Here is a 13,460-nt window from a genome sequence, read left to right on the forward strand (position 1 = left end):
AAGAGACGTTTTGAACGAATTTTAACCTCTTGTCGAGTGTTGAATACCGTTTGTCGGCATATGTTAAAAATGGGGCTAGGTCAATTGCAAAAAAGTGTCGACTAGTGGTAAAAACATTATTCCTTTTCTAAAGAATTAGTCTCTTGTTTAAAAACAGTACTGAACACAAGTGCACCAATATCACGAATTGGTTTATACAGTATAGAATCTGTTTGCGTTTCTTTATTGACAAAATTGAAAGAAGAGGTGGCCCTTTCAAAGAAGATAAGTAGTGCACCAAGAATTACTGCTACTTTTAAAGTGCCAAATATTGCCCCTGCAATTTTATTCAAAAGCCCAAGCATAGCAAAATCAGCAATCTTTGTTAAAAATTTTCCAGCTAAGTGTACAATCAAAACAATCGCAATAAAAGTAATAAGGAAGGATGCTATTTTTATATAACGCTCATTCCAATTCATGTTTTGCGAAAGATAGTCCCCAGCGATATATGAAAAATGAATAGATCCAAATATGCCAGCAATCAAAGCTATCAAAGATGCGAGCTCAACAAAAAGACCATTTTTTAAGCCTTTATATAGTCCCCAAATTAAAAGAATGCCCAAAACGATATCTATGAAGCTCATGCCACCGGTTTAAACAAATATAGTTGATAGCGAACAACATCAAAATTTTGGAACAAATAGATTTCAATTGTGTACGCCGTGAATAGTATCTTTGCCGTATATGTCAAGAGATATTGTTTTAAAAGAACGATGGGGTTTATTGGTTGATAAACTATCCGCAAAATTCTCTGATGGCGATCCATTGGAATTGGATGCTATTATTTATTTGGTAGGGGTTCAAGAACTAGGTCAATACCAGCGTGCTTATAAAAAGGATGAGAAAGTAAATTTAATGCATATTGCCATATGTAGACTTTTGGAACCCTATGGTTATTATGAGTTTGATTTTTTTGATGATGATGGCTGGCCACATTATAGTATCAAAGAAGAACTACCCCCATTAAAAGCAGGTGAACAAACTGTTTTGATGAAGGAGGCCATCGTAAATTACTTTGTTGAAAAACAATTTATAACCTAATGGAACTTCTAAAACAGTATTACGCAGTTATTTTTACCAATACCAGAACAGTAGGTGATAATGGCTATGCCGAAATGGCCGCAGCAATGGAAACTCTTGCCAGAAAACAAAAGGGATTTATAGATTTTGAAACAGCTCGTGATCAATTGGGCATATCTGTTAGTTATTGGGATAGTTTGGAGGCTATTGCGAATTGGAAGGCCAATCTTGACCATCAGGTTGCTCAAAATAAAGGAATGTCTGATTGGTATTCTTGGTATAAAGTTCGGGTTTGCCGAGTAGAACGGGAATATGAGTTTAATCATAGAAAATCTAAATAATAGCACAGAATAGCACAGTATTTTTTTACATCTTTGCAAAAAATTGTACCATATGAATAAGCCATTACGATTTTCAAATCTTGATCGAAAAGAAATTGTTCAAGAATTGTCTAAAGAGCGCTATGACCTCGTAGTTATTGGCGGCGGAATAACTGGTGGTGGAATTGCATTGGATGCTGCTTCGAGAGGGCTTAAAGTTGCTTTGGTCGAAAAAGGAGACTATGCCTCAGGTACCAGCAGTAAATCAACCAAACTTATTCATGGTGGATTGCGTTATTTGAAGCAGTTTGATTTTTGGTTGGTCAAAGAAGTTGGTTCTGAACGTGCTATAGTGCACAAATTGGCACCTCACTTGGTACTTCCGGAAAAAATGTTATTACCACTTATTGATGGTGGTTCTTATGGAAAATGGCTCACATCAATTGGTTTAAAGGTTTATGATATTCTTGCTCAGGTCGAGGGAGAAGATCAACGACAAATGTTAGGAAAAAAAGAAGCTCTCAAATTAGAGCCGCTCCTACCAAAAAAGATATTGAACGGAGCGGGTTATTATGCGGAATATAGAACTGATGATGCCCGTTTGACTACGGAGAATATTAAAACCAGTTTGCAATATGGCGCTAAAGCGCTAAACTATGCCGAGGTTACCGATTTTGTTTATGAAAACGAAAAAGTTGCAGGGGTAAAAATCAAGGATAATATTAGCGGTGAAATGTTAGAGATAAAGTCTAACTATGTAATTAGTGCTGCTGGCCCTTGGGTTGATGAGCTTAGAAGTACAAATAACTCTAAAAAAGGAAAACGTTTACACTTGACCAAAGGGGTTCATTTAGTTTTTCCTTTTGAAAAGCTTCCTGTAAATCAATCCGTTTATTTTGACATTCCAGATGGACGAATGATGTTTGCAATTCCTAGAGGCAAGATAACCTATGTTGGCACTACCGATACCAATTTCAATCTAGACAAGGACAGGGTAGAAACGGACCTTGCAGATGCTATATATTTGATATCCGCAGTAAACAACATGTTTCCAGATATCAATTTGGAGATGGAGGATATTATTTCATCCTGGGCAGGACTCCGTCCTTTGATTCACGAAGAAGGCAAATCTGCCTCTGAACTCTCTCGAAAAGATGAGATTTTCACATCAGATAGCGGATTAATAAGCATTGCGGGAGGTAAACTTACCGGATATCGAAAAATGGCTGAACGTGTCGTCAATCGTATTACAAAAAAAATAGAGGAAGAGACTGGCGTTGAAGTTGCTGCTTGTACTACAGATAAGATTCCATTATGTGGTAGTGATTTTAAAAAATTCAAACATGTAAAAAAATACATTCAAGAAGTTTTCGAACGAATTCAGCCAGATGGGCTTACAGAACACGATGCCTGGTTTTTGGTCACCAATTATGGTAAGCAGACTGAAATAATTTTAGACAATTACAAGAGCTTTAGAAATAAGGACAGCCAATTGCGATTGATGCGAGCAGAACTAAAGTTTGGTATGGAACATGAAATGGTTTCAAATCCCTTAGATTTCTTTATTCGACGTACAGGCAGATTGTATTTTGACATAGAGAGTATCAGAATGTACATGAATCCTGTCTTTGATGATGTCAAAAAGGCTTTTGGATATTCAGATGATTCGATGTTGCATTTTAAAGAACAATTAGAAAAGGAACTAGAGCGGCATTCTAATTTTTCGTTGGAACGAGCTTAATCCAATTTTTCGGTTAGCTTCTTAAAAATCTTTTTAGCGTTTTTCTTTTCGTACAGCACTTGATGCACTGCATCTATAATTGGCGTCTTAGATTTCTTCTCATGCTTTTGGTTCAATAAATGGGCACTTTTTGTGGCATAATAGCCTTCTGCTACCATATTCATTTCCATTTGGGCACTTTTTACCGTGTAGCCCTTTCCTATCATATTGCCAAACATTCGGTTACGGCTAAATGTGGAATAACCTGTAACTAATAAATCACCTAGATAAGCAGAGTTATTAATATTACGTTTCATTTTGTGCACGCGGCCAATAAATCGTTTCATCTCGCGAATGGCATTGCTCATAAGTACACTCTGAAAATTATCGCCATATCCTAATCCGTGTGCAATTCCTGCGGCAATGGCATAAATGTTTTTCAACATGGCTGCATATTCTGTTCCGATAATATCATCAGAGATTTTCGTCCTTATATAATGACTGGTAAGGTGTTCTGCCAATAATTGGGCTTTGACTTCATCAGCGCATGCTATGGTTAGGTAAGATAATCGCTCTAGAGCTACCTCTTCTGCGTGACATGGTCCAGTAATCACGCCGATATTTTCAAAAGGGACACTATATTCCTCATGAAAATGTTCGCCGACTATAAGTCCTGTTTCAGGAACAATACCTTTTATTGCGGAGAAAATAACCTTGTTTTCTAAGTTGGCACTAAGGTTTTGAAGTTCTTTATCCAAAAAAGCAGAGGGGATAGCAAAAATCAGATAATCTGCTGAAGAAATTGCTTCATTGATATTACTTGTTAAAAATAGCGAACGAATCTTTAAATCGACCGAGCTAAGGTAATTTGGGTTATTGCCTTCTTTTTGTATATGTTCAATGGCACTGTGGTTTCGCATATACCAATGGACAGTATCTAAGTTTTCAGTTAACATTTTTACTATAGCAGTTGCCCAGCTACCTCCTCCTAAAACAGCAAATTTCAATAGTTCTTGAGTTTTATTTATACCGCACCAAAGGTATATAAATTCAAATTTGATATGTTAATAATTGATTATCAGAATATTATGATTTTTGGCATGATGCTTGGTTTTAACTAATCGAACCATAAAACCATGAGATATGAAAGCAAAAAAATTACTATTCGGATTATTAGGAATCACTCTTTTAGCAACTTCTTGTTATACAGAAGTTATTATTGAAGATGATTTTATTGTAGAATCAGCATTTAATACGGATCAAGTCTTACAGTCTTATGATTTATGGTATGTAGATATTAATGCTACAGAAGGCAATGGAGAAGTACCATTTTTACAACGTGCTTTTACCGTAGCATTCGATAACGGAATTTTATTGGCCAACAATAACATTGTGGGTATTGGCAAGACAGGTGGCGGATTAGGTATTGATGTTGGATCTTACGCCACGTTAAGCGGCATTGTTGAAATCGACCATGATATTGATGGTCTATGGTCATTAGATGTATATGCCATAAATAATAACACTATAGAACTGTATGACTCTAGATCTAGAACCTCATATTTTTTGAACGGATATCGTACAAGTAATTTTGATTACGATCGGGTATTTTATGAGAACATCAATTACTTTTTACAAGAATATGACGCTTGGGAGAAAACTTTTACGAGCGAAGTAGGAGCTATAAATGAGTTTGATGATGAAAACTACCTTCAGTTTTTTTCTGACAATGGCGGCTATTTTAGATCTTCAGTTGATAAAATAGGTACTCCTTTAACAAACCTGCAATGGGATTTTGAAGGTGACTATGAGGTTTTTGACACAAATGATGAAACACTCAAAACTTTAACACTCGATTATGACTTTATGGGCAATGATTACTTTGAACTCTACGTTATTGATGATGGTACCATAGAACTATATCATGTCACTAGCGAAACGGTATATGAATTTGGAGGACGTGGTTTCGTACAATTCTTGAAGTCGAAAAGTCAGTCAAGTAAGGTTGATAAAAAGAGGGTGAAATCCTCAAATAAGAAAATGAATGTAACGCGTCAGCGTAAAATGTAAGGAATACAAATAGTCTTCGACTATTATAAAAGTTTTTTGGTTGGTTATTTAGTTAGGAATCGCCCTGGAGTATCTTTACTCAGGGCGGTTCTTTTTTGTACTAAAAGTGGTTTTAAATTCTGACGGGTTTTCGCCAGTAACTTTTTTGAAACTACGATTAAAATAGGATAGACTTTCAAAACCACATTCATAACAGGCTTCACTCACATTTTTACCCTTTAAAAGTAAACGCTTTGCTTGGCTAATGCGATATTGGTTTAAAAATTCAATAAAAGTGCTTCCCGTGGCTTTTTTAAAGTACCTGCAAAATGCAGGCTTAGTTAAATTGCATAAGGTGGCAACCTCATCTAGTTTAATTTTGGTTTGGTATCGCTCATCAATAAGGGCATAAACCTTTCGTATTCGTTCTTGTTCTTTTTTACTGTATTTATTTATGAAAGGCTTTTTATGTAAAAGTTCAAATTCGTTACTATTCGCTAGCAGTTTTAAGATTTGGATTATGGTTAAAAAAAAATCAAAAGGTTCTAGTTGATGAAGTTTTTTTAAAAGCTTTCCTGCCTCATATTTAGTAGAACCAGAAAAAGCAATCCCATATTTAGATAATTCAATTAGCCGATCTATTTGTTGTAATTCTGGTAGGCCATCTAAGATTATATCTTTAAAGTTTGATTTAATATGTAACACTTCTTTTAGGTAAGTGGTTGTTACGCCATGGTCAAAATTAAGATGTGGAATATTTGAACCTATTAATACCAAATCACTTTCTTTATATTCTGAAATATGGTGACCAACATGTCTTTTAGCGCTTGCCCCCTCTATATATACTAATTCATATTCAGGATGAAAATGCCAATAAAATAAATGATTCAGTTTTGGGTCATGTAAAAGTCTAAATGGACTTTTACTAATTGGTGAGATGGTTTCTAATTGGATTTTCACTTGAAGATTTCAGAATGATTCTTAATTGAAATTATACAAAATTCACTAAAAAATAACTAAAAAATAAGTAAAATATCAATATTGTTCAAATTTAAATCAATATCAAGGTTGAAAACAGTTTGACCTACCTTTAGTTTTGTTTAAGAAAAAAGATGTAAACTAAAATAATAGATATGATGCAGAACGAAGAAAAATTGGAAATGGCCAACAAAGCACATGAAGAAATTCCTGGTAATCCATCCACAGCTACTAGCAGTAAGATAAGTTTGAATGATAGGTCCAATGGAAAACAACTAAGGGTATTATCTGAAGAAGATTGGAAATTTTGGAAGCATAATGGATATATTGTTATTAAAAATGCTGTTCCAAGAGAACAAGCTCAAGCCACAGCAAATTTTTTATGGGAATTTGATGAAAAAGACCCTAACGATTCCTCAACATGGTATGCGCCACCAAGAGCCGAAATGCAAATGAAAGAGCTTACGGGAACAGGGATGGTGGAAGTTTACAACAATCAACATCTATGGAATAATAGACAAATGCAAAGAGTCTATGACGCTTTTGTAGATGTTTGGGGAACTGAAAAATTATGGGTAACCATTGATAGAGCAAACTTAAATTTCCCGCAACGAGCAGGAGAGAATAAAAAAGGTTTTATTCATTGGGATTATGATCCCGAAACTCGACCTCAGAATGTTCAAGGAGTATTGGCTTTGGCCAATCAGACCGATGAGAATATGGGTGGCTTTCAATGCATACCTTGGTTGTATAGAAATTATGACACATGGAAATTGACCCAGCCTGAAGACAGGAATCATTTTCAACCTAGTTTAGAAGGTTTGGAGGACAAAATTGAAAAAGTGAAAATGGAGGCAGGAGATTTATTGATCTTCAATAGCACGGAACCTCATGGAATCAGACCTAATAAATCAAAAGATAAGGTACGTATCGCACAGTACATTTCCATGATGCCTGCTGAGGAAGATAATCAACAACTTCGTAATTGGCGCGTCAACTCATGGAAAAATAGAGTTGCTCCAGAAGGTTACGCTTTTCCTGGTGATCCAAGAAACTGGGAACGAGATAAATATGACGCTGCCAAACTCACAGACCTTGGGGAAAAATTACTAGGTTTGAAAAATTGGTAATTGAGAACAACCACTAAGAAACCAAACTAAATATATGACAACCACAATGAGTTTTTGGGATGTGGGTATCATCCTATTCTATTTTGCTATAATATTATGGATTGCAAAATGGGCATCAAAGGGGAACAAAGAAGGTAGTGCTGCAGATTACTTTCTTGCCGGCAAAAATCAAGGATGGCTAGTTGTAGGGGCCTCTTTATTTGCTTCAAATATTGGCTCTGAAATTATTTTAGGCGTATCCGGCGCTGGTGCTAGGGCAAATATGCCGATGGCCAATTTTGAAATCATAGCTTCTTTAGTCTTGATTTTATTGGGCTGGGTATTTGTTCCTTTTTACCTAAGAACAGGGGTGTATACGATGCCCGAATTTTTAGAAAAAAGATATTCAAAAGCTTGTAGAAATTATCTTTCTGTAGTCTCTATATTGGCGTATGTAATCACAAAAATCTCCCTTATCATTTTTGCTGGTGCTTTGGTTTTTGAGACCATAGGAGTACCCTTTTGGACGGGTGCTATAATTACAGTAATCGCAACAGGGTTTTATACAGTTTTAGGAGGCTTAAAAGCGGTAATTTATACAGATATGGTTCAGGCTGTAATTTTATTGGTAGGAACTATAGCTGTTACCTTCTTTGGAATATATCAACTTGGGGGATGGGATGGACTAATTAACACTCTTGAAGTTGCTTCGCAGACTCCTGGTAATCCGCCTGCTGAACGTTTTTTTAATCTTTGGAGACCAATGTCGGATACCGAATACCCTTGGACGGGAATGCTTTTTGGGGCGCCAATTTTAGGTGTTTGGTACTGGTGTACCGACCAATATATCGTTCAACGAACTTTATCAGCCAAAGATGTTTCCAATGCTCGAAAAGGAGCGCTCTTTGCGGGTTATTTAAAGTTATTACCTGTTTTTATATTTTTCATTCCTGGGGTGATTGCCTATGCATTGCTCCAAAAAGGGGAGATTAATTTTGTGTTGGATAATGCAGACCAAGCATTGCCAGCAATGATCAATAGCTTTCTTCCAATTGGGTTGAAAGGTCTAGCAATTGCAGGACTGTTAGCGGCGTTAATGAGTTCATTATCATCTGCTTTTAATTCAAGCTCAACATTATTGACCATTGATTTCTACAAGCAATATAGGCCCAACGCCTCAGACAAAAGTTTGGTTAGATTTGGGCAGGTGGCTACAATCATATTAGTTATTGTAAGCTTAGGATGGATACCATTCATGCGAAGCTTAATGGGAGGCGGAATTTTTCATTATTTACAAAGTGTACAGGCTTATATTTCCCCTCCGATTGCTGCAGTATTTTTATTCGGACTTTTTTATAAATGGATAAATGCCAAAGGGGCGATTGTTGCGCTCTGGTCAGGCTTTATTTTAGGTATTCTTAGGTTGGTTACTGAATTCATGGCCAATGAAGGTGTATTTCAGGTAGAGAAGGGAACGTTATTGTCCTATTTTTTAGAGATTAATTTTTTGCATTTTGCACTAGTTCTTTTTCTATTCTGTGGATCTGTATTAGCCATAGTGAGTCGATTTGGACAATCAAAGTCCGATGAAGAATTAGCCTTGGTGACCTTTCAAAAATCCAATAAAACCACCACAAGTAAATGGTCAAAAGATGCAACCTTGACAGTGGTATTAATAGTTTTTGTATTGGCCTTATGGGCATTATTTAGCCCTTTGGGATTAGCAAGTTAATATGGATTTAAAACTAAAAAATAAAACGGTTTTTATCTCGGGTTCTACCGCTGGAATTGGTTTCGCAACTACTAAAACGCTCTTAAACGAAGGGGCTAGGGTAATTATAAATGGGCGTTCGAAAGAATCTGTTGAAAGGGCAGTGGCAAAGCTAGAACAAGAGTTTCCCCTTAATGATGTTTCTGGTTTTGCGGCCAATTTTCAAAATACTGATGAAGTCAATCTTTTGTGCAAAAAACTACCAGATTTAGATATATTGATTAATAATGTTGGTATCTACAAAGCCGAATCCTTTTTCGATATGAAGGATGGTGATTGGCAACAACAATTTGAAATCAATGTGATGAGTGGGGTACGTTTGTCGCGATATTTTTTGCCTAAGATGCTGGACCAGAACTGGGGTCGTATTTTGTTCATTTCAAGTGAATGTGCAGAATTGGTTCCCCCAGATTTGTTAGCTTATAGTATGACAAAAACAGCAATGATTTCCATTGCAAAAGGTTTAGCCCAATTAACTAAAGCTAGCGGTGTAACCATCAACTCAATCGTACCTGGCTCAACATTATCAGAAGGGGCCGAACAGTTTTTGGAGAATGAAGCAGCCAAATCAGGTAAAACAAAAGAAAATGTAGAGGCTGATTTTTTTAAAGATATAAGAACGTCTTCACTCTTACAACGCTTTGCCAGTGTAGATGAAGTGGCCTCTACAATATTGTATTATTGCAGTCCGCTGGCATCGGCAACGAATGGAGCTGCTATTAAAGTTGATGGTGGCAGTACTGGGGGATTAATTTAAAACCTTTAATAGCATACAATTGATTATTAATTATAAAAATAGAGGAATGAAAAAATTATTAGGAGCAGTATTGGGTGTAATATTACTTATTTCATGTATGGATACAAAAGAGAAAGTAGTTGTAGAAAAAGAAGTTAAATCAGAAGAAATGAAAGAGGAAAAATTATTGAGACACGTTGTTATTTTTAAATTTAATGATAGCACAAGTACTGAACAGGTTGAAAAATTAAACAAAAGCTTTGCTGATTTAACCAATCATATCGATATTATCCAAGATTTTGAATGGGGTCTAAATGATAGTCCAGAAGATTTTCATCAGGGCTTTACGCATTGTTATTTGCTTACATTTAAATCAGAAGAAGATCGAGATAGTATATACACGCCTCATCCTAAGCATCAAGAATTTGTGGCCAGCTTGGGCCCCCATATAGAAAAGGTATTTGTTGTTGACTATTGGGCAAATTAACAGCTCAAATAATCCAATTTTCTCAATAATAAGTTGGAGTATGTAAATCGAAGGCTTAAAAGGCTGCGTTTAAATATAATGGATTAATTTTGCCGGCTTCAAATAGACTGATATGCGCAAGTACCTTAACCTGTTCGACTTTAAACAAAAGGTAGATTATAAAACCGAAATCCTTTCAGGGTTAACTGTTGCATTAGCTTTGGTGCCTGAGGCGATTGCTTTTGCATTAATTCCAGGATTTTCACCTTTGACCGGTCTGTATGCTGCTTTTATATTGGCTTTGGTTACTTCAATTTTAGGAGGCCGTCCCGGTATGATTTCAGGGGCGACAGGTGCCGTTGCAGTTATTTTTGTTGGATTGATTTTAGAATTAAAAAATACCTTTCCTGGTATTGAGCCAACTACCATTTTAAATTATGTTTTTGCAACGGTAATCATTGCGGGGGTATTACAAATTTTAGCAGGACTATTACGTCTAGGAAAGTTTATACGTTTAGTACCACATCCTGTAATGTTTGGTTTCGTAAATGGGTTGGCCATTATCATCTTTATGGCACAATTTCCTAATTTTTACGAAAAAGGAACAGATGAACTATTATCAGGGTCATCACTTTATATCATGCTTGGACTGACCCTTTTAACAATGCTCATCATATGGGGTTTGCCAAAATTGACCAAAGCAGTGCCGTCATCATTATTGGCCATTGTGGTGGTTTCAGCTATTGTCTTAGGCTTTGGTATCGATACTTTGACCGTTGCAGATACCATGAGGGAAGGTGAGACTATTAAAGGTGGTTTTCCTCCATTATCAATCCCACAAATACCTTTTACATTGGAAAGCTTTATGATTATTCTTCCATATGGGGCCATTGTCGCAGGTGTAGGTTTGATAGAGAGTTTGTTGACCTTAAACATTATTGATGAAATAACCGAAACGAGAGGGCGAAGTAATAAAGAATGTGTTGCTCAAGGCACTGCCAACATTCTGTCTGGTTTTCTATCAGGAATGGGAGGTTGTGCCATGATCGGTCAAAGTTTGATCAATACTTCATCAGGAGCTCGTGCCAGACTTTCGGGGATAACCGCTGCAGTAATGTTATTGGTTTTTATCATGTTTGGAAGTAGTTTAATAGAACAGTTGCCAATGGCTGCTTTGGTGGGGCTAATGTTTATGGTTGCAATTGGCACGTTTGAATGGGCAAGTTTTAAAACGTTCCGTAAAATGCCTAATTCAGATGTAATTGTGATGATTTTAGTGACTTTGATTACGGCAATAACCCATAACTTGGCCATTGCGGTTCTATTAGGGGTAATCATTTCTGCACTTGCGTATTCTTGGGAGAATGCAAAACGCATTCGAGCTAGAAAATATGTTGATGAAGATGGCATCAAGCATTATGAAATCTACGGGCCACTTTTCTTTGGGTCTACCACGTTGTTCGCTGAAAAGTTTGACATTCAAAACGACCCAGAAGAAGTCATTATCGATTTTCAAGAAAGTAGGGTTGCCGATATGTCTGGTATTGAAGCTCTAAACAGGCTAACAGAGCGTTACACGAAAGCTGGTAAGAATGTTCATTTAAGGCATTTGAGTAAAGACTGTATTAGGCTTCTTAAAAATGCAGAAGATATTATTGAAGTCAATGTTTTAGAAGACCCAACGTATAAAGTGGTTACGGATAAGGTTAAGAAAAAGAATAATGAAAATGAGCACAACCCCTTTAAAGTTTGGGGGCTATAATCTTCTCTGGTCTTATCTAAGAATACATTGACATTTAGGTTTCGGGGAACCGTTTGCCCTTCGCATAAGAACTAACTGCCCGGTGTCGTAAATGCAATCTGAAAACATCCCATTGATTATGCTTCCTCATTGAAAATTGACTTTAATCTTTTCGAAGGCTCCAAACCTCATATAAAGGAGCTCCTTTACTACTGAAACCTGAATGGTGCCAATCACCATCTTTTAATTCAAAATCGAAACCTAGGCTTGCGCCAACCCGCGAATCATCTCTTGAAAAGAACTCAATATTCTCGGTGTATTTTCCATCAATGGTAGTGTAGGTTCCACCACCTGTACCCATAAATTGTTTGGTTTCGGTATTGTAAGCAATCCATTGAAAACGAGTTCCAGAAAGTATTTTCATGGTTTTACGCGGGCGATTGGTGTCTCTTGATTGAAACTCTCCGTTTCGTTTACGACCAGACATTAACCAGGCGCCAGAAAGCGCTCCAGGTGTGCCATCGTCGAGACGGTTCCAGACCATGGGCGAATCTTTTATTTTGAGCTCTTGATTGTTCAATTCAATTTCAAACGAACTTGTTGTACCTACTCTTTCTGAATTTTCGGTGTCAAACTCAACAGTTTCCGAAAGGGTACTGCCCTCTAAAGACCAACTTCCGCCATTCGAGCTAATAAACACACCAGTTTTTGCCTCATAGAAAGTAGCTACTTGATGCCCCTCTGAAAAAATCACAACGTTGCGAAGGGTTTTGCCCTCTTGTTCAACAATGGCTTCCCATGCCCCGATAAGTGATTGTGCATTGGAAAAAGTGATGAATGTCAAACAAATGAAAAGTAGCGTTAGTTTTTTCATAATAATGGGTTTAAAACAAAATGCTGTTACCCAGTTGTGATGGATAACAGCATTTCAAAAAAATATAATTAAGTCTTATAGTGTTCTCAAATACTCTGCTACATCACGTGCCTCATCTTCCGTTAGGTTTTGATTAAGCATGATGGCATTGTTATATTCTTTTAATAACGCCTTTGCAATAGGATCTTCTCTTAGCATTCCATCAGGATTCAGAATCATATTCATCACCCATTCAGGGCTTCTTCTTTCGTAAACACCTTCCATTGCTGGACCGATCATACGTTGGTCGACCATATGGCAAGCCACACAAATAGCATTAAATTTAGCTTCACCCCGAGCGGCCATTTCTGTGTCAATGTCACCAGAAAAGTCTACTTCTTTAATTGGACCAATGCCTTTGTTGTCTAAGTCAATGGGGACGCCTTCACTTTCGGCAACTGCTTTAGCCTCTTTGGTTCTGCTTACTTCAAAACCGTCTTTCTTTGCGTCTTTTTTACCACCGCAGCTTGCAATAAAAGCTCCTAAAGCGATGAATAGGATAAGTTTTTTCATTTATGCTGAATTTAGTTCAGTGTTGTTTAATCAGATTGAACCTCTAATATAGTTAAAAGTTGGATGTTTTTTATGAGTTTACGAG

The 13,460-nt window shown here is 36.7% G+C and carries 14 protein-coding genes; 9 read left to right on the forward strand and 5 right to left on the reverse strand.

Going from position 1 to position 13,460, the window contains the following annotated elements; genetic code table 11:
* Positions 1–116: 116 nt before the first annotated feature.
* Positions 117–623 carry a CvpA family protein gene (locus tag RM706_RS05580; protein WP_311350039.1) on the reverse strand — a complete coding sequence of 169 codons (507 nt, stop codon included), beginning with the start codon at positions 621–623 and terminating at the stop codon, positions 117–119.
* Positions 624–723: 100 nt separating this feature from the next.
* On the opposite strand from RM706_RS05580, the gene RM706_RS05585 reads away from it, so the two are divergent.
* The 3 genes from RM706_RS05585 to RM706_RS05595 are packed head-to-tail and all read left to right on the forward strand — an operon-like array spanning position 724 to position 3,120.
* Positions 724–1,080, forward strand: coding sequence for a hypothetical protein (locus RM706_RS05585; protein WP_311350040.1), 357 nt, complete (start codon positions 724–726; stop codon positions 1,078–1,080).
* Positions 1,080–1,400, forward strand: a complete 321-nt coding sequence (locus RM706_RS05590; protein ID WP_311350041.1) for an antibiotic biosynthesis monooxygenase family protein — start codon at positions 1,080–1,082, stop codon at positions 1,398–1,400. The genes RM706_RS05585 and RM706_RS05590 overlap by 1 nt, the downstream gene beginning before the upstream one ends.
* 52 nt (positions 1,401–1,452) lie before the next feature.
* Positions 1,453–3,120, forward strand: coding sequence for a glycerol-3-phosphate dehydrogenase/oxidase (locus RM706_RS05595; RefSeq protein ID WP_311350042.1), 1,668 nt, complete (start codon positions 1,453–1,455; stop codon positions 3,118–3,120).
* Here RM706_RS05595 and RM706_RS05600 read toward each other — a convergent pair.
* Entirely contained in the window at positions 3,117–4,106 is a 990-nt protein-coding gene (locus tag RM706_RS05600; protein WP_311350043.1) for an NAD(P)H-dependent glycerol-3-phosphate dehydrogenase, read from the reverse strand. The genes RM706_RS05595 and RM706_RS05600 overlap by 4 nt on opposite strands.
* 136 nt (positions 4,107–4,242) lie before the next feature.
* Here RM706_RS05600 and RM706_RS05605 point away from each other — a divergent pair, with 136 nt between their 5' ends.
* Positions 4,243–5,169 (forward strand): nicotinic acid mononucleotide adenyltransferase, encoded by a 927-nt coding sequence (locus RM706_RS05605; protein WP_311350044.1) that lies wholly within the window; start codon positions 4,243–4,245, stop codon positions 5,167–5,169.
* Positions 5,170–5,244: 75 nt separating this feature from the next.
* Here the strand turns inward: RM706_RS05605 and RM706_RS05610 are convergent, their stop codons facing one another.
* On the reverse strand, positions 5,245–6,108 hold the full coding sequence (locus tag RM706_RS05610) for a helix-turn-helix domain-containing protein (protein WP_311350045.1): 864 nt from the start codon (positions 6,106–6,108) through the stop codon (positions 5,245–5,247).
* A gap of 173 nt (positions 6,109–6,281) precedes the next feature.
* Between RM706_RS05610 and RM706_RS05615 the strand changes: the two genes are divergently transcribed.
* The 5 genes from RM706_RS05615 to RM706_RS05635 all read left to right on the forward strand — a co-directional run bounded on the left by RM706_RS05615 (position 6,282) and on the right by RM706_RS05635 (position 11,970).
* Positions 6,282–7,256, forward strand: a complete 975-nt coding sequence (locus RM706_RS05615; RefSeq protein WP_311350046.1) for a phytanoyl-CoA dioxygenase family protein — start codon at positions 6,282–6,284, stop codon at positions 7,254–7,256.
* A 34-nt stretch (positions 7,257–7,290) separates the two neighbouring features.
* Positions 7,291–8,967, forward strand: coding sequence for a sodium:solute symporter (locus tag RM706_RS05620; protein ID WP_311350047.1), 1,677 nt, complete (start codon positions 7,291–7,293; stop codon positions 8,965–8,967).
* A 1-nt stretch (position 8,968) separates the two neighbouring features.
* The gene (locus tag RM706_RS05625; protein WP_311350048.1) at positions 8,969–9,763 is read left to right on the forward strand and encodes an SDR family NAD(P)-dependent oxidoreductase; all 795 of its coding nucleotides are present in this window, start codon (positions 8,969–8,971) and stop codon (positions 9,761–9,763) included.
* 46 nt (positions 9,764–9,809) lie between these two features.
* Positions 9,810–10,229 carry a Dabb family protein gene (locus tag RM706_RS05630; RefSeq protein WP_311350049.1) on the forward strand — a complete coding sequence of 140 codons (420 nt, stop codon included), beginning with the start codon at positions 9,810–9,812 and terminating at the stop codon, positions 10,227–10,229.
* A 112-nt stretch (positions 10,230–10,341) separates the two neighbouring features.
* A complete protein-coding gene (locus tag RM706_RS05635) occupies positions 10,342–11,970 on the forward strand; it encodes a SulP family inorganic anion transporter (RefSeq protein WP_311350050.1) in 1,629 nt (542 codons plus the stop codon).
* A gap of 142 nt (positions 11,971–12,112) precedes the next feature.
* On the opposite strand, the gene RM706_RS05640 is transcribed toward RM706_RS05635, so the two are convergent.
* Together RM706_RS05640 and RM706_RS05645 are read right to left on the reverse strand one after the other, a co-directional pair.
* On the reverse strand, positions 12,113–12,823 hold the full coding sequence (locus RM706_RS05640) for a DUF4488 domain-containing protein (protein ID WP_311350051.1): 711 nt from the start codon (positions 12,821–12,823) through the stop codon (positions 12,113–12,115).
* 75 nt (positions 12,824–12,898) lie between these two features.
* The gene (locus RM706_RS05645) at positions 12,899–13,375 is read right to left on the reverse strand and encodes a c-type cytochrome (RefSeq protein WP_311350052.1); all 477 of its coding nucleotides are present in this window, start codon (positions 13,373–13,375) and stop codon (positions 12,899–12,901) included.
* Positions 13,376–13,460 lie beyond the last annotated feature (85 nt).

It is taken from the genome of Croceitalea rosinachiae, from assembly GCF_031846445.1.
Taxonomy (GTDB): domain Bacteria; phylum Bacteroidota; class Bacteroidia; order Flavobacteriales; family Flavobacteriaceae; genus Croceitalea; species Croceitalea rosinachiae.